This window comes from Lysobacter sp. 2RAF19, from assembly GCF_052115395.1.
GTDB lineage: Bacteria > Pseudomonadota > Gammaproteobacteria > Xanthomonadales > Xanthomonadaceae > Noviluteimonas.
On sequence record NZ_JBFRGO010000004.1, the window covers coordinates 201,476 to 223,118 of the forward strand.

Consider the following 21,643-nt stretch of genomic DNA (forward strand, 5'->3'; position numbering starts at 1 on the left):
GAACGGATCAATGGCGGAAGTGGCGAATGCCGGTGAACACCATCGCGATGTCGTGCTCGTCCGCGGCGGCGATCACTTCGTTGTCGCGCATCGAACCGCCGGGCTGGATCACGGCGCGAATGCCCGCGACCGCCGCGGCATCGATGCCGTCGCGGAAGGGGAAGAACGCATCGGAGGCCATCGCCGAACCCGGCACGGTCAGCCCGGCTTCCTCGGCCTTGAGCGCGGCGATCTTCGCCGACACCACGCGGCTCATCTGGCCCGCGCCGATGCCGATGGTGTGGTGCTCGCGTGCATAGACGATCGCATTGGACTTCACGTACTTCGCCACGCGCCAGGCGAACAGCAGGTCTTCCAGTTCCTGCGGCGTCGGCGCGCGCTTGGTGACGACCTTGAGTTCGCCACGCGTCACTTCGCGGATGTCGCTGGTCTGCATCAGCAGGCCCGAGCCAACGCGCTTGACGTCGGCATTGTTGCGGCCTTCGCCGTGCGGGATGCGCAGCACGCGCACGTTCGCTTTCTTCTTCGCGTAGTCGAGCGCGGCGGGGTCGAATTCCGGCGCGATCAGCACCTCGACGAACTGGCGGTCGAGGATCGCCTTCGCCGTGGCGCCATCGAGCATGCGGTTGAAGGCGATGATGCCGCCGAAGGCCGAGGTCGGATCGGTGGCGTAGGCCATTTCATACGCGTGGCCGACATCGGCGGCTTCGGACACGCCGCACGGATTGGCATGCTTGACGATCACGCAGGCCGGCTGTTCGAACTGGCGCACGCATTCCCACGCCGCATCGGCGTCGGCGAGGTTGTTGAACGACAGTTCCTTGCCCTGCAACTGCGTGAACGTCGCCAGCGTGCCCGGCACCGGCCACAGGTCGCGGTAGAACGCGGCCTGCTGGTGCGGGTTTTCGCCGTAGCGCAGGTCCATCACCTTGACGAAGTTGCTGTTCTGCTGCGCGGGGAAGTGCGCACGCGTGCCGTCCTGGTTGATCGAGGACAGGTAATCGCTGATGCATGCGTCGTACTGCGCGACGCGGTTGAACGCGGCCACCGACATCGTGAAGCGCGTGCGCGCCGACAAGGTCCCGCCGTGGGCCGTCAATTCTTCGACCAGGCCGGCGTACTGCACCGGATCGGTCGCCACCGCCACGCGCGCGAAGTTCTTCGCCGCCGAACGCAGCATCGCCGGGCCGCCGATGTCGATGTTCTCCACGATGTCTTCCATCGTGCTCTTCGGGTCCATCGACACTTTTTCGAACGGATACAGGTTCAGCACCAGCAGGTCGATCGGCGCGATGCCGTGCTGCGCCATCACGGCATCATCCGTGCCGCTTCGGCCCAGCAAACCGCCATGCACCAGCGGATGCAGGGTCTTGACGCGGCCGTCCATCATTTCGGGGAATTGCGTCAGCTCGCTGACGTCGCGCACTGCCAGGCCCGCATCGCGCAGGGCCTTGGACGTGCCGCCGGTGGAGACCAGTTCGACGCCCAGCGCGGACAGTGCACGCGCCAGGTCGACCAGGCCGGTCTTGTCGGAAACGGACAGCAGCGCCCGGCGAACGGGCAGTCGATCGGCGGACATCGGAAATAACCGGGATGTGGGGCCGCGAATTATAGCGGCGCGGGCCCGCGGCCCGCCGCACGGCTCAGCCGAGCCCGTAATCCCGCAGTTTCTTGCGCAGCGTGGCGCGGTGGATGCCGAGCATCGTGGCCGCACGGCTCTGGTTGCCGTCGCAATGGTTCAGGACTTCGGCGAACAGCGGGATCTCGAGTTCGCGCAGCGCGATGTTGTACAGGTCTTCGGCTTCGCATCCGTCCAGGTCGCGCAGGTAGCGGCGGACGGAATTGGCGACGTGCTCGCGCAGCGGCGGACGCGGGCCGGCGCGGTTGTCTTGTCGGTCGGCGGCGGCGTTCAAACGACTTCCCCTGCGGCGATGGCGCGCCCGCTCGATCCGAACGGGAGGGCGAGTCTAGCGCGGCAGTGCGGCACGTGCATCATCGGCGACGACCGCTCAGCGGAATTCGAAACTGAAGGCGACCACGCCCGGCGCAGGCTCGACGACCGCCAGGCTGATGGCCGCGGTCTGGCCGGGACCGAGCGTCGATTGCGTACCGGAAACATCGCCGAGATATTCGCGTGCAGTGAACGCGCGCGAACCGAGCACGCGTCCGTCAATGTCCGACAGGTTCACCACCAGGCGCGGCCAGGCCTGCGGCCAGCGCGCGTCGTTGCGGAAACTCGCATCGATCTGCAGCGTGCCCGCCGCGCTGGGATGCGGGCGCACGTCGCGGCTGAGCATCGTGAAGGCTTCCGGATCGCGCCACGCGGGCAATGTGCATCGCAACACGCCGCATAGCGCCGAAATCGCCGGACGCCAGCGCGCGTTCGCGGCGAGCGCATCGCGTTGCGCGAGCAGCAATTGCATCGCGAGCAACAAGGACAACGCGCCGATGGCCGCGAACGACGTCCAACGCGTCGGCGTCTGTCCGCGCAGGCCTGCGCGCGTGCGCGTGAAACTGGGCGCGTTAAGTGCGGCGCGCGGTTTCGGTGGCGGGGAGAACGCAGGTGGCTGAGGGACGACGGGCGGTAACGCGGGTTCGGGTGCTGGCGCGACGGGTTCGGCCGCGATGGGCGCGGGTTCGGGCGCAGGCGTTGGTGCGGTCTCCGGCGCCGCGGTCGCGCGCAAGGCTTCGACTGCGAGCGCGGCCTCGACGGGTGTTTGCGCGAGCGGAATGAATTCGATCGGCGGGGTTTCGACGCGCGGGGGTTCGATCGGGGTTTCGACGGCAGGTGTCTCGACCGCAGGCGTTTCGACCGCAGGCGCTTGCGCAGCCAACGCATCGGCCGCGCGCTTTGCGGCGCGCTCGCGCAACGATGGCACGGCTTTTACGGTGGCCTTCTTCTTCGCATCCTGCGTCGCGGGCGGCGTTTCGGCGGCGGGCTTGGCGGGCTTGGCCTTGGGCTTGAACGTCGCCCACAACGCCGCCAGGCGCACGGACATCGGCGGACCGGCGGGCGCTTTCGGCTTCGGCGGCGGCGCGGGCTTCGCAACGGGTGGCGGCGGTGGGGCGGGCTTTTCGCGCTTGCGTTTGGCGGGTTTCTCCGCAGCTTTGTCCGCTGCTTGCGATGCGCGGCCGCGGCGTGGCGGTTTTTGCGCCATCAGGGCGATGATGGCATCGGCGTTGAGTTGGTCTTGCTGCTGCGGCGGTTCGGGTGCAGGCGCAGGTGCGGGCTCGGGTTCCGGCGGCGTGACCTCGGGTTGTGCGGGTTGCGCGGGTGACGCCTGTTCTGGTGGCGCGGTCGGCGTCGGCGCGTCGTCGGCTTCGCCGACGTCCTCCTGTGCTTGCCCTTCCATGGGCTTGCCGCAACTCGGGCACACCGCGGGCGGCCGGCCGCTGCGCGGATCGACCGTCACCAGGAATTGGCAATGGGGGCACAGGACGAACATGCGGCTATTCAAGCACGCCGCGGCGCACCGGGCTCAGGCCGCACGCACGCCGTCGATGCGAACCCAGTCACCTTCCTGCGCGACGGCCAGGGCGTCGAACCACTCGCCGTAGCGATCGAGCAGCGCGTCCTCCTGGCCCGACAGGATGCCCGACAGCGCGATCCGCCCGCCGGGCGCCACGCGCGAGGCCAGTGTTTCGGCGAGTGCATCCAATGCCGAGGCGAGGATGTTGGCGACGACGACCGGATACTGCGCCACGGGTTCGTCGTCGGGCAGGAACACATTCATGCGCGCGTCGATGCCGTTGCGCAGCGCGTTGTCCGCCGTGGCGAGCAAGGCCTGCGGATCGTTGTCGACGCCCACTGCGCGCGCTGCGCCCAACTTCAGGGCCGCGAGCGCGAGGATCCCCGAACCGCAGCCGAAGTCGAGCACGGTCAGGCCTTCCAATTGCCCCGCATCGGCGAGCGCGTCGAGCCACTGGAGGCACAACGAGGTGGTCGGATGCGTGCCCGACCCGAACGCAAGGCCGGGATCCAGGCGCACCACCGCCGCGTCATGGGCCTGCGCCTCCACCGGCAAATCGTGATTCCAAGGCACGATCCACGTGTGCGCGCCGAAAGCCAGCGGCACGTATTGATCCATCCACGCGCGTTCCCAGTCCTGGTCCTCGACCTTGCGGAAGCCGGCGTTCGACCAATCCAGTTCCGGGTCGAAGCCTTCGAGCGCGGCGAGCAAGGCGAGCGCATCGGTCTGAGCATCGAACAGCGCCGACAGCGCGATCTGCCCCCACAACGGTGTCTGACCGACGCCGGGTTCGAGGATCGCGTGTTCGTTGGGCGTATCGACATCCGCGTCGAGCAGTGTGACGGCGAGCGCGCCGACATCCTCGAGCGCGCGTTCGTAACGCGGTTGATCGTCTTCGCGGCAGCGCAGCGTGAGTTCGAGCCAGGGCATGGGGGCAGTTTAACGCCCCCGTCCGATCAGTGGCCCAGCAAGCCCTTCAGGAAACGCTTGCCCTTGGACTCCTGCGGCTGTTGCGGCTGGCCGTCCTGTTGCGTGGCCTGGCTGGCGTCGACCGACATCCCGAGCATCGCCATCGTCGTGGACTTGTTGCGCACGCGCACGTTCCATTCCGGATTCCACGCGACCTTGGGATCGGCCGGCTTCGGCGGATAGACGATGTTGGTTTCCGGCCCGTAGGCGATCATCGACATCATGCCGCCGCCCGGCTGTCCTTCCTTGCCCGCGAAGATGCCCTTGGGCATCGCGCACGACGTCACCGTCGGTGCGAGGACCACTTTTTCCTTGATCCACTTCTCGACGGTGCTCGGCGCGACGTAATCGATGATCTGCATGCCCGCGTCGGGGACTTCGGAACTGCTCCACAACACCATCGCATCGTCCTGCGTGCCGAAGGCCGCGAGGAAATAGCCCTTCGCGCGATCCACCGGCTTCCAGTTCCAGGTCTGGCCCGTCGCGAGCGAGCCGGTGCTGCTCAGCGCGATCGCCGGCATGAAGTCCTGCTGTTGCGTGAGGTCGAACTTCATCGACTCGGGGATCTTCGCGCCCTCGATGTCGTGGTTGCCGACGAGCGAGGCGCCGGCCGGCACCATCTTGCGCATCTTCTCGTTCGGCCACAGCGCGTAACGCGGATCGACCTTCGCGTCGCGGTTGGGGGCGTAACGGCCCGACATCGCGCTCGCGTACTGCGTGCCGCTGGTCGTGACCTTGCCGTTCTTCATTTCGAACTTGATCTCGCGCGGCTGGCCGGCGCGCACTTCGGTGCCGCAGCCCCAATAGATGAGGATGCGCGCCTTCGCGTTTCCATCGTTCATGCCGGGCGTCGCCTTGCCGCCGGGCTGCGAGGGCTCCAGCGCCTTCGGCGGCACGAGCGGCAAGGTCTTGCCGAGCTGCATGCCGGTGGGAATCAGGTCCTCGGCTTCGGCGCCGGGGTTCAATTGATTGAGCAGCGCGACATCGAGATAGCGCCCGGGCATGCCGGGCGTCTGCGCGGCGCCGTAATGGTTCTGCGCCGCATCGCCGCCCATCATGCGCATGGCGAATCCGCCGAAGCCGCCGCCGGTTTCGGACATGCCGGGAATGCCGGACATCGTGTGCGTGGCCACGTCCATCCACAGTTGCGTCTTCGGCAACTTGCCCGACTGGCTGGCCGCGGGCAGCGTGATGAGCGCGCCGACGAGGGCCGTGGCGAGCAATGCGCGTTTGGTGTTGCGGAAGATCGAAGAGCGGGACATGCGAACGACCTCGAATGGACCGGGAACGAAAACACCCGCAGGCTGGCGGGTGTGATCAGGGAAACGCGCGTTCACGGGCGAACCGGCCACGTGGCGTGCCGGCCGGGGTCGGTGTTCGTTCAGCCTTCGCGCCGCTCCTGCGCCTGGCGCGCGAGGATCCAGTCGCGCCTGCGCCGCAACAGGCGCACGCCCTCGTGCAGGTAGTGCAGGCTGAAGCAAATCGTCAGGCCGATCAGCAACAGATGCCAATGGCCGCGCAGCATCGCATCGGGGAAGCGATGGACGAGCCACCAGGCGCACCCCTGGAACGCGACCGCGGCCGGCATCAGCACGAAGATGTTCGCGCGCTGGTCGCGCACGATGTCCTCGAACAACAGGCGTTCTTCCTCCGTCGCGAAATCCTGCGCCTGCCTGCGCACCACGCGCAGGTCCCAGGCATACAGGCCCCACACCGCGGCGGCGTAACACGCGTTGAGCGCGAACCATGCGCGCGGGTCGGCCACCTGCGTGAGCGCCGCGGCTTCGATCAAGGTCGCGCCGAAGTAACCGAAGGTGTGCCCGAACTCCAGCGGCCACCCGATGAAACTCAGGGTATGGATGAGCGAGCGCGACCAGAAGATCAGGATGACGAGCAGGCCCGTCGCGATGTAGGGCCACGTCGTGTACTGCAGCTGCAGCAGCGCAGGCACCGCCGCGGTGGCCAACACCGCGAGCGCGAGGCCCTGGATGATCGAGATCAGTGTCAGCTCGATGCCGACGACGGTCTTGTCGAGTTCGGTCTTGGCTTCGCGGCGGTGGTCGGAACCCGACATGCGGTTACCTCCGATCCCTTATTCCGGCCTAGCGAAAGGCTAGGAAAAAAGCGCTACTGCGCCCAGGGTGAGTCCCAGCAAGAAGCAAGCGAATGCCGCGTATCCCGCGATGTACTGGGCGCGGTAAATCGGCGCTGCTGCCCTTGCGTTGTCTCGAGAATCAAGCTCACTCTCGGAAATTGCGCTCGAGAAATAGAGCTTGGTGTCGGCGGACCACCCTTGGACCAAAGTTAGTGTTTGATGAAAGAAGAGTGTCTTGAGCACGCCGACGAGCAGAATTCCAATCGCAAACACAACGAGGGCCGCTCGGATTGAACCGGATGATCGCGCCTCTTCCGAAGATCCAATGAACCCCAGAACAGCGACTGCGCCGCCAGCGTTCACCAAGAAAAGGTACCGAAACGCGTCCGCCGTTGCTTCGCGATTGAGCCGATAAAGTTGCTCCCATCGACTAACACACCACTCAGCTTGAACCTCTCGTTGGGCGGGTTCCAGATCCTTGAAGTAGTCCATGTCTTCGTAGCAGGTGGGTTTGTTGAGGGGCGTGGCAGATTTACACGGTTCCGGGAAGGAAGCCGCCCAGTGTCGAGTTCAAAGTCAGTGCGGTAACACCCGTAACCGTCGCAACATCCGCGGCGACTGACAAGGCTTGGCGAAGCTTGGCTCCCCAACGCTGCTTGCCGGGCGTATCGAAAAGATCTTTGTAGCGGAGCAGGGTTGCGAAAATGAAACCCATCGAATCCAAGACTCCTTTTTGACCCCGCGTTTCGTACTCAGCTAGAGCACGACGAAGGGCTTCAAGCAAGTCGTGGACAATGTGTTTGAACTCGGCGTCAATAGAGTCGTCAGCTTCCAGACTGGTGATTAGGCTCTCGATCATCGATGCATGGTCGCGAACCTGGCCGATCGAAGCAGAAGAGGGAATTGCGACATCCAGCTCCGTAGAGCAATAGTCCAAGTGGACCTTGCGGTCAGGCGTAAAGTATTGAAGGACGTTGGACCACTGGTTACCACTTTGGGCTGGTGACACCCCGTTTCGGAATGCGTCCTGCCACGTAGTGAGCTGCTCCTTCTTCTTCTCGGGAGCGTTGAGGCGTCGGACTAACTCGACGGCCAAATCTACATTCGCAGCAACCGATGCAAGCGCCTCGAACACGCTGATGTCGTGCTTTTTAAGGCCGAACGTTGCTGCCCAACCGACGAGCGCGGGGGCGTGAATAGTCGACGAATCTCGGGGCATGCGATCCCAGACAGTAACAAGCCAGCTGGCCGGGTTTTTTACGTTCCAGTCATCCACGCATTTGCTCCATCAAACGATCGACAGCGACTTCTCTTTCCGTTCCGCGAGCCGCTTTTCCAGATAGTGGATGTTCTGCCCGCCTTGCTGGAACCCACCGTCGGCGAGGATGCGCTGCTGCAGCGGGATGTTCGTCTTGATGCCGTCGACGACCATTTCGCTCAGGGCCACGCGCATGCGCGCGATCGCGGTGGCGCGGTCGGGGCCGTGCACGATGAGCTTGCCGATCATCGAGTCGTAATTCGACGGAACGCGGTAGCTCTCGTAGATGTGCGAATCCACGCGCACGCCCGGGCCGCCCGGTGCATGGAAGTGCTGGATCAGGCCGGGGCAGGGCATGAACGTGTCCGGGTCCTCGGCGTTGATGCGGCATTCGATCGCGTGCCCGTTGAGCACGATGTCTTCCTGCCGGATCGACAGCTTGTGGCCGGCGGCGATCATCAACTGTTCGCGCACCAGGTCGATGCCCGTGACCATTTCGGTCACCGGATGTTCGACCTGGATGCGGGTGTTCATTTCGATGAAGTAGAAGCGCCCGTTTTCGTAGAGGAATTCGAACGTGCCCGCGCCGCGATAACCGATGCGGATGCACGCTTCCACGCACACGCGGCCGATCTCGGCGCGCTGTTCGGGCGTGATGCCCGGCGCGGGCGCTTCTTCGACGACCTTCTGGTGGCGGCGCTGCATCGAGCAGTCGCGTTCGCCCAGGTGGATCGCGTTGCCCTGGCCGTCGGCGAGCACCTGGATCTCCACGTGGCGCGGGTTCTCCAGGAATTTCTCCATGTAGACCATGTCGTTGGAGAACGCGGCCTTCGCCTCGGTCTTCGTGGTCTGGATGGCGTTGTGCAGGTGCGCTTCGGTGTGCACCACGCGCATGCCGCGGCCACCGCCGCCACCGGCGGCCTTCACGATCACCGGATAGCCGATTTCGCGCGCGATCTTGACGTTGGTCGCCGGGTCGTCGCCGAGCGGGCCGCCGCTGCCGGGCACGCACGGCACGCCGGCGGCCTTCATCGCGCGGATCGCTTCGACCTTGTCGCCCATCAGGCGGATCGTGTCGGCCTTCGGGCCGATGAAGACGAAGCCGGAATTCTCGACGCGCTCGGCGAAGTCGGCGTTCTCGCTGAGGAAGCCGTAGCCGGGGTGGATCGCCTGCGCGTCGGTCACTTCGGCGGCGGCGATGATCGAAGCCATGTTGAGGTAACTGTCGGTGGACGGCGCGGGGCCGATGCACACCGATTCGTCGGCCATGGCGACGTGCTTGAGGTTGCGGTCGACGGTGGAATGCACCGCGACAGTGCGAATGCCCAGCGCGTGGCACGCGCGCAGGATGCGCAGTGCGATTTCGCCGCGGTTGGCGATGACGACTTTGTCCAGCATCAGTGCGACCTCAGCCGATCACGAAGAGCGGTTCGTCGAATTCGATCGGCTGACCGCTTTCCACGAGGACCTTCAGCACCGTGCCCGACACGTCGGCTTCGATGGGGTTGAACATCTTCATCGCCTCGATGATGCCGAGCGTCTCGCCGGCCTTGACCGCCTGGCCGAGCGTGACGAATGCAGGCTTGTCCGGCGAGGGCGAGGCATAGAACGTGCCCACCATCGGCGCGCGGACGACGTGGCCTTCGGGCAGGTCGGCAGACTTGGCGCTGCCGCCGCTGACGCCTTCGGTCGGGCCCGCCATCGGCATCACCGGCGCGGGGCGCGATTCGACGTGCATCGGCATGACCTGCGGGGCGGCGACGGCCACGCCGCCGCGCGGCACGCGCGCCAGGCGGACGGACTCTTCGCCTTCCTTGATCTCGATCTCGGCCAGGTTGGATTCTTCGAGGAGATCGATGAGTTTCTTGATTTTGCGCAGGTCCATGGCGGGCCTCAGGGTGCTGTGTCGGTGGAAAGCCGCTGCAAGGCGGCGTCGAGCGCGAGCCGGTAGCTCGCCGCGCCGAACCCCGCCACCACGCCGACGGCGAGATCGCTGAAGTAGCTGGTGCGGCGGAACGGTTCCCGCGCGTGCGGGTTGGACAGGTGGACTTCGATGAAGGGCAGCGCGACCGCGGCAAGGGCGTCGCGGAGCGCCACCGAGGTGTGGGTGAACCCGGCGGGGTTCACCAGCGCGAAGGCGGTGCCGTCTTCGCGCGCGGCCTGGATGCGATCGACCAGCACGTGCTCGGCGTTGGACTGCAGGCTTTCGAGCTGGTGGCCGGCGGCCTGCGCGCGACGTGCGAGGTCGGCGTCGATTTCGGCGAGGGTCGTGCGGCCATAAACCTCCGGCTCGCGGGTGCCGAGCAGGTTGAGGTTGGGGCCATGCAGGACCAGCAGCTTCGCCATCGATGGGGCCGGGGTTGCGGACGCGCAGTCTGGCCGAACCGACCCCGGGTGTCCAGAACCCAGCCCGCAGTTCTCTACCGTATCGACGAAGTTCGCAGGACTTATGCCGACCTTTGAGTAAGGCCTCTAATCCCTTGCCCAGCCTGCGATTTCCCCTTCCTCAAAGGGGCCGATGCGTTGTTTCAACAGCTGCCCGTCGGGAGAGATCAGCACCGAATACGGGAGAACGCCCTTGGGGTTGCCCAGGCGCACGCCGGCATCGGCGGGGCCGGGGGTGTCGATGAGGATCGGATAGGTCACGCCGGTCCGCGCGATGAAGGCCCGCACCGCCGCCACGTCATCCAAGGCGATGCCAACGACTTGCACACCGTTGGCGCCCTGTTCCCCGGCGAAGGATTGCAGCGCCGGCATCTCTTTCACGCACGGGCCGCACCAGCTGGCCCAGACGTTGATGAGCACGGGGCGGCCGGCGTAGTGCGCCGGGAGGTCGATGCGCGTGCCGTCGATGGCCGGCAGCGCGAAGTTCGGGACGCGTTCGCCGCGTTTGGCGACCGCGACGCCCTTGGGTACCGGCGGTGCGGTGGCCTGCATCGCGGAGTTCAACGCGCGCTGGCCGACTTCGGTCTTCCACACCGGCCCCGGGCCGGAAGTCAGCAAGCTGGCGACGACGCCGAGCGTCCCCGCCGCGACCGCGACGAGCACGACCTTCGCCGACGCATTCAAGGCGCCGCCCCGCGATGCGCGCGTTCGACGAACTTGTCGGTCTCTTCGAACCCCGTCAGCCGCAACCCGCGACGCTCCTGCCCGTCGCGGAAGAACAGCGACATCGGCGGACCGATGATGCCGAAGCGCTGCATCAGGGCCTGGTCCTGCGCATCGTTGGCGGTGACGTCGGCCTGCAGCAGCACGTAATCGCGCAAGGCCTGGTGCACCTGCGGCTGGGTGAAGACGTACTTCTCCATCTCCTTGCAGCTCACGCACCAGTCGGCATAGAAGTCGAGCATCACCGGCTTGCCCGCCTCGCGCGCGGCGGCGATTTCGCGATCGAGATCGTCGACCGACTTGATGCGCTTGAACGCGATCGCTTCTTCCTGCACCGCATGCAAACCCGCGAGCGGGCGCAGGGGATCGTGCGAACCGGCGAACGCGCCGAGCAACTGCGCCGCGCCCACGATCGTGAGCACGAGCCCCGCGAAACGCGCGGCCATCTTCGAACCCAGCTTGCTGCCGAGGGTGAACGCCCACGTCGCCGCGCCGAGTGCGAGCAGGCCCCACAACGCGAGCGTCCACGTCGCCGGCAGCACGCGCGACAACATCCAGATCGCAAGGCCGAGGAACACGAAGCCGAACACGCGCTGCACCGCGACCATCCACGGGCCGCTGGTCGGCATCCCGCGCCCCGCTGCGATGCCGAAGGCGACCAGCGGCGCGCCCATGCCGAGCGCGAGCAGGAACAGCGCCGCACCACCGAACACCGGATCCCGCGCCTGCGCGATGTAGAGCACCGCACCCATCAGCGGCGGCGCGACGCAGGGCCCGACGATCAACGCCGACAACGCGCCCATCGCCGCCACGCCGATCCACGAACCACCGCGCTGGCGATCGCTCGCCGCGCCCAGGCGCGCGCGCAAACCCGCCGGCAATTGCAATTCGTACAGGCCGAACATCGACAGCGACAGCACGACGAACAACAACGCGAACGCGCCGAGTACCCAGGCGTTCTGCATCGCCGACTGCAGGTTGGCCGCCGCGCCCAGCAAGCCCGCGAGGATGCCCGCGATGGTGAACACCACCGCGCTGGCGAGCACGTAGACCGTCGAGAGCGAGAACCCGCGCCATGCACCGACGCGTTCGCCGCGCCCGGCGATCAGGCCCGAAAGAATCGGCACCATCGGCAACACGCAGGGCGTGAACGCCAGCCCGAGCCCGTAGGCGAAGAACAACACCAGCGCCCACGCGCGATGCTGGCCGCCGAGGCTTTGCGCCAGGCGCTGGTCTTCGGCGAGCGCACCGCTGTCGTCGAACGTCGTCGCCTTCGACACATCGCCGGCCGGCAAGGACACCGGCAGGCTGCGCGTCATCACCGGATAACAGATGCCGCCGTCCTGGCAGCCCTGGAAGGTGACCTGCAAGGTGCCATCGACTGCACGCGCATGCGCGCGCTGCACCGGGACGTTGACGTCGACCGGATCGAAATACACGACGACTTCGCCGAAGTGTTCATCGCGATGTTGTTTCCCCGGCGGCCATTGCGGCGCGCGCAGCGTGATGCCGTCGCCGTCGAACTTCAGTTGCGTCTTGTCGCGGTACAGGTAATAGCCCGGCGCCGGCGCGAAGCGCACGAGCAACGCGTTGCCGCCATTGGCGATGGCCTCGATGTGGAAGGCCTGTTGTTCCGGCAGGGGCTCGCCCTTGTCGCTGCGCAGGGGCAACAACCCGCCGGACGCGGGCGCATCGAGCAGGCTGCCGGCCTGCGAAGGCAACGCGACCTGCACCGTGCGCATCTGCGGCGGATAACACACGCCGACATCGGCGCAGCCCTGGTACTTCACCTTCAACGTCACCGATCGCGCATCGGCGGACGGCGTGCCGACGACCTTCGCTTCCAGCAACGTGCGATAGGTTTCGACGTCGCCGAAGAATTCGTCGTGCTTGTGCTTGCCGGGCGGCATCTGCAACGCAGCGCCCGTGAAGTCGGCCGATTCCACCGACGTGCGATGGCGATACAGGTAATAGCCCGGCGCGATCTTCCAGGTCAGTGCGATGGAATCGCGCGAGGCCGCCTTGGCGTTGAACGCGAAGGCCTGGTCGACCGGCAGCAGGTCTTTTTCATCGACCGAGTTCGCCGCGAGCGACACGGTTCCCATGAGCAGGGCGAGCAGGGCCGTCGCGGCGCGTCGGAAAAACATCGTCATGGGCAAGAAGTCGTCAGGCGGGGACGGAAGGGTCGGTTTCGCGCGCGATCCATTGCAGGTACGCGGGCAGGCCGCCGGCTTCGACCGCCAGCACTTCCGGGAGTTCGTAAGGGTGCAGGGCAACGATGCGCTCCTGCAGCGCGGGCATGCGCACGCGCGTGGTCTTGGCCAAGAGCAGCACTTCGGCGGCGTGTTCGACCTTGCCCTGCCAGCGATACGTGGATTGCATGCCCGGCAGGAGATTCACGCACGCGGCCAGGCGCTCTTCGACCAACGCATCGGCGATGCGTTGCGCGGAATCGAGGTCGGGGCAGGCGGTGAGGCAGAGCAGGGCGTTCACGACGGGCGCCGAAACGGGGGCGCCATAGCGTACTCGCGTCCCGCGGCCGGGCTAAGTGCCGGCTTCAGTCCAGGCTGTCGTAATACGCGTCGCTGGTCATCAGCGATTTCGCACGCGGGCGACCCGTGCGCTGGCTGGCGAGTTCTTCCATCAGCTCCACCAGCGCCAGGCGCGCGCGCACCGGCGCCTCGCGGAAGGCCACGAGCAGGCGTTGTTCGAGCGAGTCGTCGACGAGCAGGGCATCGACCGCCGCCACCGAATCGAGCACCGTTTCGCGCGAAGGCGCCATCTGGCCGCGGCCCGTGGCCAGCCATTCGAACTGCACGCCGGTCACCATCGCGATTTCGCGCAAGTGCTTGACGCTCGGATTCTTGCCTTGCGGTGCTTCCCAGTGACTCACGGCGCTACGTTGCACACCCACCGCCTGCGCGAGTTGGGTTTGCGACATGGCGGCGTGGCGGCGCGCTAGCCGGATGCGTTGCTGGGAAGTCATGGTGGGTTACGTAGAAAAATCCGTGCCAAGTGAAGGCATGTCGGCACGTTACACACGGCAACTGCCGGTATGAAGCGACAATGTTACCGCTGCTCACCCCGTGAATGATAATGGCAGCAACCTGTCTACTTTTGGTAGCGGGCGTGAGCCGGGCGCTGGAACACAGCCTGTAAATATCGGTTTTAGCTACCAACAAGCACCGTTTCACGGCCGCCACCGCCCTTCACAACGGGGACGAAGTCCGCAATTCTCCGCTCCGTCGAAAGGAACTTTTCGATAAGGCAACGGACTGGGGGTGGAGGACGGCGAGGGATCGCCCGCCACGGACTCGGCAACTCCCGACCCCAGGGCGCGCACGGCCACGTGCGCGCCCTTTTTTCCGGCGCCCCGGCGCCCCGGCTCCGCGGAACCCCTCCCTCGCCCTTCCCCCCTGCGCCAAGCGGGGGAGGGGTTCCTTCATTCGAATGCGCAGCCGCCCTTGAAAGCCCGGGGCCGCACCCCGATTAGAGTCGCCGACCCGCTCTGCGGGCTTCATTTGCGCGAATTCTTGGCACTCGTTTCCGGCGACTGCTAGAATTTGCGGCCTTTCACCAACCGCATCAAGCACTTGCGAGGGTTGTCAATGAACATCAAGCCGCTGTACGACCGCGTGGTCATCAAGCGCATGGAAGAAGAAAAGCTGTCGGCCGGCGGGATCGTGATCCCGGATTCGGCCACCGAAAAGCCGATCAAGGGCGAAGTCGTCGCCGTCGGCGAAGGCAAGGTCCTGGACAACGGTTCGGTGCGCAGCCCGAAGGTCAAGGCTGGCGACAAGGTGCTCTTCGGCAAGTACAGCGGCACCGAAGTGAAGCTCGATGGCACCGAATACCTCGTGGTGAAGGAAGACGACATCCTCGCCGTCCTCGGCTGAGTCTCGCCCTTCGCATTCAAACGTACACAAGCAACTTTCTACTGAGGTAATCCGCAATGGCTGCCAAGGAAATTCGTTTCGGTGAGGACGCGCGCGCCAAGATGGTGCGCGGCGTCAACGTGCTCGCCAATGCCGTCAAGGCCACCCTGGGCCCGAAGGGCCGCAACGTCGTGCTCGAGAAGAGCTTCGGCGCCCCCACGATCACCAAGGACGGCGTGTCCGTCGCCAAGGAGATCGAGCTGGCCGACAAGTTCGAGAACATGGGCGCGCAGATGGTGAAGGAAGTCGCGTCCAAGACCTCCGACAACGCCGGCGACGGCACCACCACCGCCACCGTGCTCGCGCAGGCGCTGATCCGTGAAGGCATGAAGGCGGTCGCCGCCGGCATGAACCCGATGGACCTCAAGCGCGGCATCGACAAGGCCGTGACCGCGGCCGTCGCCGAGCTGAAGAACATCAGCAAGCCGACCGCCGACGACAAGGCGATCGCGCAGGTCGGCACGATCTCGGCCAACTCCGACGAGTCGATCGGCAACATCATCGCCGAGGCGATGAAGAAGGTCGGCAAGGAAGGCGTCATCACGGTCGAAGAAGGTTCGGGCCTGGAAAACGAGCTCGACGTCGTCGAAGGCATGCAGTTCGACCGCGGCTACCTCTCGCCGTACTTCATCAACAACCAGCAGTCGATGTCGGCCGAGCTGGATGATCCCTTCATCCTGCTGCACGACAAGAAGATCTCCAACGTGCGCGACCTGCTGCCCGTCCTTGAAGGCGTGGCGAAGGCCGGCAAGCCGCTGCTCATCGTCGCCGAGGAAGTCGAAGGCGAAGCGCTGGCCACGCTGGTGGTCAACACCATCCGCGGCATCGTGAAGGTCTGCGCCGTCAAGGCCCCGGGCTTCGGCGACCGTCGCAAGGCGATGTTGGAAGACATGGCCGTCCTCACCGGCGGCACCGTGATCTCCGAGGAAGTCGGCCTCTCGCTCGAGAAGGCGACGATCAAGGATCTGGGCCGCGCCAAGAAGATCCAGGTCACCAAGGAAAACTCGACGATCATCGACGGCGCCGGCGACGGTTCGGCCATCGAAGCGCGCATCAAGCAGATCAAGGCGCAGATCGAAGAGACCTCGTCGGACTACGACCGCGAGAAGCTGCAGGAGCGCGTCGCCAAGCTTGCCGGCGGCGTTGCGGTGATCAAGGTCGGTGCCTCGACCGAGATCGAGATGAAGGAAAAGAAGGCGCGCGTCGAAGACGCCCTGCACGCCACGCGTGCGGCGGTGGAAGAAGGCGTGGTCCCGGGCGGCGGCGTTGCGCTGATCCGTGCGCTGGCTTCGGTGGGCAAGATCACCGGCGCCAACGAAGACCAGAACCACGGCGTCCAGATCGCGCTGCGCGCGATGGAAGCGCCGCTGCGCGAAATCGTCACCAACGCCGGCGAAGAGCCGTCGGTCGTGCTGAACAAGGTCAAGGAAGGCTCGGGTAACTTCGGTTACAACGCGCAGACCGGCGAGTTCGGCGACATGGTCGCGATGGGCATCCTGGACCCGACCAAGGTCACCCGCACCGCGCTGCAGAACGCAGCGTCCATCGCCGGCCTGATGATCACCACCGAAGCGATGGTGGCCGAGCAGCCGAAGAAGGACGAACCGGCCATGCCGGGCGGCGGCATGGGCGGCATGGGGGGTATGGATTTCTAAAGAAATCCATACCGCGGTGCGCAGCGCCATCCCCGACTTGCCGGCCTTCGGCCGGCACCGCCCCCAACTAGGGGGCTAGTCCTAAAGCCGCTGCACCAGAGAGGCCCGCGAAAGCGGGCCTTTCTTTTTTGCGCGCACGCCCTGGGCGTATCGTTTGAACCGGCCGCCCCCGGCACGGTACTGACGGGCGACAGGAGGGTCGAATGGCGCACCCCAACCAAGGGCCCGACGGCGGGATGCCGACCGGGACCGACAGATCCATCGCGATGGACGAAGCCGACCTGGTCGGCCTCGTGGCGATGGAGGACATGCGCGCGTTCGAGGCGCTTTACCGCGCCTATCACCCCAGGCTCCGCCGTTTCCTGCGCGGCATGTTGCGTCAGTCGACGATGGTGGACGAAGTGTTGGACGACACGATGCTGGTCGCATGGCGCAAGGCGCATACCTTCGATGCGACCTCGCGCGTGTCGACCTGGTTGTTCGCCATCGCGTACCGGCAAGCCTTGAAGGCGCTCCGTCGCCTCGACTGGTCGATGCCCGATCCGATCGACGAGCCCGCCGCGCCGCGCGAAGGCGAACCCGATCGCGAACTGGCCCACGCGCAACTGCGCGAACGCCTGGATGCGGTCATGGCCCAACTCTCGCCCGAACACCGCGCCGTGATCGAGATGACCTACTTCCACGGATACAGCTGCAAGGAGATCGCCGACGTCGTCGGTTGCCCGGTGGCGACGGTGAAGACGCGCATGTTCTATGCGCGCCGCCACATGAAGACCCTGCTCGGCGACGAAGGAGTGCAAGCGCTGTGAGCGGACACGTCCTCCCCTTCGAAGGCCACGCGCATCGCGACGTCGAGCGCCTGCTGCCGTGGTATGCCAACGCGACGCTCGATGCGGACGAGGAAACGCGCGTGCGCGCGCATCTACTCGAATGCGCGGCCTGTCGCGCCGAACTGTCCGGACTGCGCAGCGTGATCGACCTCCCGCCGCCGTCGATGGACCCGCGCGAAACCGATCGCGGCTGGGCGCGCATGCACCAACGCCTGCACGCCGCGCGTCGCACGCCGGGTGCACGATTCGATTGGCGCCGCGTGCGCGCCGGTTGGTCCGGCACGCCGGCGTGGCTGCGCGTGGCGGTCGCGGCGCAGTTCGCCTTCATCGCGGTGCTGGCGATGTTCCTGCTCGGCGATCCGCAACCGGCGCCGCAAACCTACACGACTCTCTCCGCAACGCCCGCACCGCAAGCCTCGCGCGACACCTTGCTCGTCGTGTTCGACCCGCGTACCACCGATGCGCAGATGCGGGAGTTGCTCGGCGCGAGCCGCGCGCGCATCGTCGATGGGCCGAACGCGGCCGGCGCCTTCCTCGTGGCCGTGCCGCCGGGCCAGGCCGAACTCGTGCGCAATGCATTGCGCGCATCGCCGGGCGTGGCGATGGCCGAACGCCTCGCGCCGCCGGAGTGACGCGCGTGCGCGGGCTGCTCCTCCTGCTGTTCGCCGTGCTCTCCGGTGGCGCGTTCGCGACGCCGAACCAGGCGACGCAAGACCAGGCGCGCGAGTTGCTCGTGATGCTGCGCGCACCGGCCGTGCACGACACGCCCGAAGCCGGTTACGTCGGCGACTATCGCAACGCGCCCGGACGTGCGGCACGCGCACGCATCGCGCGCAAGCTCGCCGATGCCAACGGACTGACGGTGCGCAACGATTGGGCGATGCCCGCGCTCGGCGTGGATTGCTACGTGCTGCAGGCGCGCGACGAAAGCGCCGTCGCGCCCGCGGTCGAAGCGCTGGCACGCGATCCGCGCGTCGAATCGGTGCAGGCGATGCACGCCTTCGAAGTCTTGAGCGACGATCCCCTGTCGCCCGCGCAGCCTGCGCAGAAGCTCTGGAACCTCGATGAAGTGCATCGGCACGCGACAGGCCGCGGCATCACTGTCGCGGTGATCGACAGCGGCGTTGCCGCGATGCACGCCGACTTGCGCGGCCAGGTCGCCGCGTCGCGGGATTTCGTCGATGACGACAGCGCACGCGTAGTGCCCGAAACGCACGGCACCGAAGTCGCGGGCCTGATCGCGGCGCGCGCGGACAACGCGCTCGGCATCGCCGGCGTCGCACCGCAGGCGCGCCTGCTCGCGCTGCGCGCCTGCTGGCAGTCCGATGGAAACGTGCGCGCGCGTTGCAACAGTTTCACCCTGGCCAAGGCCCTGCAGTTCGCGATCGACCAGCGCGCGCAGGTCATCAACCTCAGTCTCGGCGGCCCGCGGGATGTGTTGCTCGGGCGCTTGCTCGATGTCGCGACGACACGTGGCGCATCGGTGGTCGCTGCCGTGGATCCGCATGCGGCCGATGGGGGATTCCCCGCATCGCAGGCCGGGGTCATCGCCGTGGCCGGCGATCCATCGCAAGCACTGCCGGTCCACGCATTCCTTGCTCCCGCCGACGCCCTGCCCACCACGACCGTCGACGGCGGATGGGGCCTGGTCAACGGCACGTCCTTCGCCGCCGCGCAGGTGAGCGGGCTGATCGCTCTGTTGCGCGATGCCGCGCCGAATCTGCGCGGCGATCGCGTGCGTGACGCCCTTGCGGGCGTACCTGCGCTAGGCTCGGCGGCGGCGCGACCCCTGTCGATCGACGCCTGTGCCGCCTTCGCGCGCGCGGGCCCCGGATGTGCCTGCGGCTGCAGGCTCGCCGACGCACAGGAGACGCCGCGCCACTGAGGGAAGGTGGTGCGCGACGCCAGGGAACGGAAGACCCGACGACTGCGATGCGTCTTCGCCGCATGGGCGGTGGGCTGCGCGTTCTCGGCGCATGCGCAGGTGTCGGGCAGCGTTGGCGTCCTCTCCGACTATCGCTATCGCGGTTATTCCCTGAGCGACGGCGATCCCGCGCTGCAGGCGAGCCTGTCGCGCGATTGGGCCAGCGGCGCCTACGCGGGCCTGTTCGCATCGACCACGCACTACGCCGGCGATTCTGGCGTGCAGGCCATTCCCTACCTGGGCTACGCGCGACGCGACGCGCAGGGCCGCAGTTGGGATGTCGGCCTGCGCTACGCGCACTTCACCGCGGACGCGCAGGCCGATTACGCCGAAGCGCATGTCGGGCTTGCGCTGCGCCACGTCGCGCTCCGCCTGCATTACGCGCCCGATTATTTCGGCAAGGTGTCGAACGTGTATTTCGAAGCCGACGGCAGCCTGCCGCTGGGCGAACGCTTGCGCTGGCTCTGGCACGCGGGCATCGCGCGCAGTGGCGATTCCAGCGGCGATTCGAACGAGCCGACCTATGTGCCGCCGTCGTATCCGAGCGGGAGTTACCACGCACAGCACGCCGCCTACGCACCGGCCCCGACGATGCACGAGGACCGCACGCACGTCGATGTCCGCACCGGGTTCGCGCTCACCACGCGCGTGTGCGATGTGCAATTGACCTGGCAACAGGTCGACGGGAACGATGCCGCGGGGTACGCCGCGCCCTACGATCCGCGCGATCGCGCGGGCTGGGTGCTGGGCTGCGTGCATCGCTGGTAGTCTCCCGCACCGAGGCCCACTTCGAAGGCTCGCCATGGCACGCACGCCGTTGTTCGCCCTGCTGCAACGCGCCGCGCGGATCGCGCGCAACGCCGCGAACGTGGACATGCCGCTGGATGAATTCCACGGACGCGGGATCGAACTGCGCGTGGATGCGACGCGTCGCCGCCTGCTGCAGGGCGCGGCCGCGGGCCTCGCGCTTACCGCGTGCGCGCCGGTCGCGCACAAACCGCGCACGGCCGACGTCGTCATCGTCGGCGCGGGCATCGCGGGCCTGAGCGCCGCATGGCGCCTGCGCGAAGCCGGCGTCTCCTCGCGCATCTACGAAGCGCAATCGCGCGTCGGCGGTCGCATGCTCAGCCTGCGCAACCATTTCCCGAACGGGCAGGTCATCGAACTGGGCGGCGAACTGATCGACACCGGGCACGTCCGCATCCGCAAACTCGCCGAACAGATGGGCCTCGTGCTCGACGACCTGCTTAAGGAGGAAACGGACGCCGATACCTGGTGGTTCGACGGGCGCCGCATCGACGAGGCGGAGATCGTGCGCGCCTTCGTCCCGCTCGTGCCCGCGATCAACGCCGATCTCGCCACCCTCGGCGAGGGCGCGCTGGATTACCGCGATGGCAACCCGGCCTTCCGCGCGCTCGATGCGTTGTCGATCGCGCAATGGCTCGACAAACACGGCGTTTCCGGCTGGCTGCGCAAGCTGATCGACGTGGCCTACACCACGGAGATGGGCCTGGAGATCGACCAGCAAAGCGCACTGAATTTCCTGACCTTCATCGGCACGCAGGACGCGGACGCGTTCAAGGTCTTCGGGCAGAGCGACGAACGTTTCCACGTGCGCGGCGGCAACGACCAGATCCCGCGCATCCTCGCTGCGCGCATGGGCGATTCGATCGAAACCGACCACGTGCTCGAGGCCGTGCGCGCCGACGGCGACGGCGTGCGCCTGACCTTCCGCCGCGATGGCGCGAGCATCGACGTGCGCGCCGGCCAGGTGATCCTCGCTTTGCCCTTCACGCTGTTGCGCAACGTGCGCATCGATTTCCCGCTGCCCAAACGCAAGCGCAACGCCATCGACCACCTGGCCTACGGCACGAACGCCAAGTTGATGATCGGCTACGACCGCCGGCCCTGGCGCACGCACGGTGCGAACGGCGCGTCGATGTCGGACCTGCCCTACCAGACCACGTGGGACACCACGCGCAAGCAGATCGGCCCGGCGGGTGTACTGACCAACTTCACCGGTGGCCGGCATGGGGTGGAATTGGGCCAGGGCACGCCGCGCGTGCAGGCCGATGCGGCGACGGCGGCGTTGGATCGGGTGTGGCCCGGGCTGGCCGCCGCGCGCACGAATCCGCGCGAGGCGCGCTTCCATTGGCCCACCCATCCCTGGACGCTCGGCAGTTACGCCTGCTTCCGCCCCAACGACTGGTCGGCCCTGCGCGGCGTGATGGGCGAGCCCATCGGCCCCCTGTTCTTCGCCGGCGAGCACTGTGCGCTGGAGACCCAGGGCTTCATGGAAGGCGGCTGCGAGTCCGGGCAAATCGCCGCCGAAGCGGTCCTGGCGCTGGTCGCGGCCTAGGACTTTCTGTACTCGCGAGTCCTTTTTTGCAGTGCAGCGT

General features: G+C 66.8%; 22 protein-coding genes. 7 read left to right on the forward strand and 15 right to left on the reverse strand.

Annotated features, from left to right (window positions below; genetic code table 11):
- Positions 1-7: 7 nt before the first annotated feature.
- From purH to AB4059_RS15065, 15 genes are all read right to left on the reverse strand, one after another.
- Complete coding sequence (gene purH, locus AB4059_RS14995) at positions 8-1,579, reverse strand: bifunctional phosphoribosylaminoimidazolecarboxamide formyltransferase/IMP cyclohydrolase (RefSeq protein WP_498979980.1); 1,572 nt, start codon at positions 1,577-1,579, stop codon at positions 8-10.
- A gap of 64 nt (positions 1,580-1,643) precedes the next feature.
- On the reverse strand, positions 1,644-1,913 hold the full coding sequence (fis, locus tag AB4059_RS15000) for a DNA-binding transcriptional regulator Fis (RefSeq protein ID WP_498979982.1): 270 nt from the start codon (positions 1,911-1,913) through the stop codon (positions 1,644-1,646).
- A gap of 96 nt (positions 1,914-2,009) precedes the next feature.
- Positions 2,010-3,446 carry a DUF3426 domain-containing protein gene (locus AB4059_RS15005; protein WP_498979983.1) on the reverse strand — a complete coding sequence of 479 codons (1,437 nt, stop codon included), beginning with the start codon at positions 3,444-3,446 and terminating at the stop codon, positions 2,010-2,012.
- 33 nt (positions 3,447-3,479) lie between these two features.
- Positions 3,480-4,400 carry a 50S ribosomal protein L11 methyltransferase gene (gene prmA / locus AB4059_RS15010; RefSeq protein ID WP_498979985.1) on the reverse strand — a complete coding sequence of 307 codons (921 nt, stop codon included), beginning with the start codon at positions 4,398-4,400 and terminating at the stop codon, positions 3,480-3,482.
- A 26-nt stretch (positions 4,401-4,426) separates the two neighbouring features.
- Positions 4,427-5,701, reverse strand: coding sequence for a hypothetical protein (locus AB4059_RS15015; protein WP_498979987.1), 1,275 nt, complete (start codon positions 5,699-5,701; stop codon positions 4,427-4,429).
- Positions 5,702-5,820: 119 nt separating this feature from the next.
- On the reverse strand, positions 5,821-6,513 hold the full coding sequence (locus AB4059_RS15020) for a hypothetical protein (RefSeq protein WP_498979988.1): 693 nt from the start codon (positions 6,511-6,513) through the stop codon (positions 5,821-5,823).
- A gap of 39 nt (positions 6,514-6,552) precedes the next feature.
- On the reverse strand, positions 6,553-7,026 hold the full coding sequence (locus AB4059_RS15025) for a hypothetical protein (RefSeq protein ID WP_498979990.1): 474 nt from the start codon (positions 7,024-7,026) through the stop codon (positions 6,553-6,555).
- 40 nt (positions 7,027-7,066) lie between these two features.
- Positions 7,067-7,810 carry a hypothetical protein gene (locus AB4059_RS15030; RefSeq protein ID WP_498979991.1) on the reverse strand — a complete coding sequence of 248 codons (744 nt, stop codon included), beginning with the start codon at positions 7,808-7,810 and terminating at the stop codon, positions 7,067-7,069.
- Positions 7,811-7,822: 12 nt separating this feature from the next.
- Entirely contained in the window at positions 7,823-9,190 is a 1,368-nt protein-coding gene (accC, locus tag AB4059_RS15035) for an acetyl-CoA carboxylase biotin carboxylase subunit (protein ID WP_156639553.1), read from the reverse strand.
- Between the two features lie 10 nt (positions 9,191-9,200).
- The gene (accB, locus tag AB4059_RS15040) at positions 9,201-9,677 is read right to left on the reverse strand and encodes an acetyl-CoA carboxylase biotin carboxyl carrier protein (protein ID WP_498979993.1); all 477 of its coding nucleotides are present in this window, start codon (positions 9,675-9,677) and stop codon (positions 9,201-9,203) included.
- Between the two features lie 8 nt (positions 9,678-9,685).
- Positions 9,686-10,138 carry a type II 3-dehydroquinate dehydratase gene (gene aroQ / locus AB4059_RS15045; RefSeq protein ID WP_498979994.1) on the reverse strand — a complete coding sequence of 151 codons (453 nt, stop codon included), beginning with the start codon at positions 10,136-10,138 and terminating at the stop codon, positions 9,686-9,688.
- A gap of 126 nt (positions 10,139-10,264) precedes the next feature.
- Positions 10,265-10,840, reverse strand: coding sequence for a TlpA disulfide reductase family protein (locus AB4059_RS15050; protein ID WP_498979996.1), 576 nt, complete (start codon positions 10,838-10,840; stop codon positions 10,265-10,267).
- A 17-nt stretch (positions 10,841-10,857) separates the two neighbouring features.
- Positions 10,858-13,053 (reverse strand): protein-disulfide reductase DsbD, encoded by a 2,196-nt coding sequence (locus AB4059_RS15055; protein WP_498979998.1) that lies wholly within the window; start codon positions 13,051-13,053, stop codon positions 10,858-10,860.
- Between the two features lie 13 nt (positions 13,054-13,066).
- Complete coding sequence (gene cutA / locus AB4059_RS15060; RefSeq protein ID WP_498980000.1) at positions 13,067-13,393, reverse strand: divalent-cation tolerance protein CutA; 327 nt, start codon at positions 13,391-13,393, stop codon at positions 13,067-13,069.
- 64 nt (positions 13,394-13,457) lie between these two features.
- Positions 13,458-13,886, reverse strand: a complete 429-nt coding sequence (locus tag AB4059_RS15065) for a helix-turn-helix transcriptional regulator (RefSeq protein WP_498962599.1) — start codon at positions 13,884-13,886, stop codon at positions 13,458-13,460.
- Positions 13,887-14,508: 622 nt separating this feature from the next.
- Here AB4059_RS15065 and groES point away from each other — a divergent pair.
- The 7 genes from groES to AB4059_RS15100 all read left to right on the forward strand — a co-directional run bounded on the left by groES (position 14,509) and on the right by AB4059_RS15100 (position 21,603).
- Positions 14,509-14,796: a co-chaperone GroES gene (groES, locus tag AB4059_RS15070; protein WP_156639549.1), complete on the forward strand. Its 288-nt coding sequence runs from the start codon at positions 14,509-14,511 to the stop codon at positions 14,794-14,796.
- Positions 14,797-14,852: 56 nt separating this feature from the next.
- The gene (groL, locus tag AB4059_RS15075) at positions 14,853-16,490 is read left to right on the forward strand and encodes a chaperonin GroEL (protein ID WP_498980002.1); all 1,638 of its coding nucleotides are present in this window, start codon (positions 14,853-14,855) and stop codon (positions 16,488-16,490) included.
- A 203-nt stretch (positions 16,491-16,693) separates the two neighbouring features.
- Complete coding sequence (locus tag AB4059_RS15080) at positions 16,694-17,299, forward strand: RNA polymerase sigma factor (protein ID WP_498980003.1); 606 nt, start codon at positions 16,694-16,696, stop codon at positions 17,297-17,299.
- A complete protein-coding gene (locus tag AB4059_RS15085) occupies positions 17,296-17,952 on the forward strand; it encodes a zf-HC2 domain-containing protein (RefSeq protein WP_498980004.1) in 657 nt (218 codons plus the stop codon). Before AB4059_RS15080 ends, AB4059_RS15085 begins: the two co-directional genes overlap by 4 nt.
- Before the next feature lie 5 nt (positions 17,953-17,957).
- Positions 17,958-19,205, forward strand: coding sequence for a S8 family peptidase (locus tag AB4059_RS15090; RefSeq protein ID WP_498980005.1), 1,248 nt, complete (start codon positions 17,958-17,960; stop codon positions 19,203-19,205).
- 9 nt (positions 19,206-19,214) lie between these two features.
- Positions 19,215-20,012, forward strand: a complete 798-nt coding sequence (locus AB4059_RS15095) for a TorF family putative porin (RefSeq protein WP_498980006.1) — start codon at positions 19,215-19,217, stop codon at positions 20,010-20,012.
- A gap of 34 nt (positions 20,013-20,046) precedes the next feature.
- A complete protein-coding gene (locus AB4059_RS15100; RefSeq protein ID WP_498980008.1) occupies positions 20,047-21,603 on the forward strand; it encodes a flavin monoamine oxidase family protein in 1,557 nt (518 codons plus the stop codon).
- The last annotated feature ends 40 nt before the right edge of the window (positions 21,604-21,643 follow it).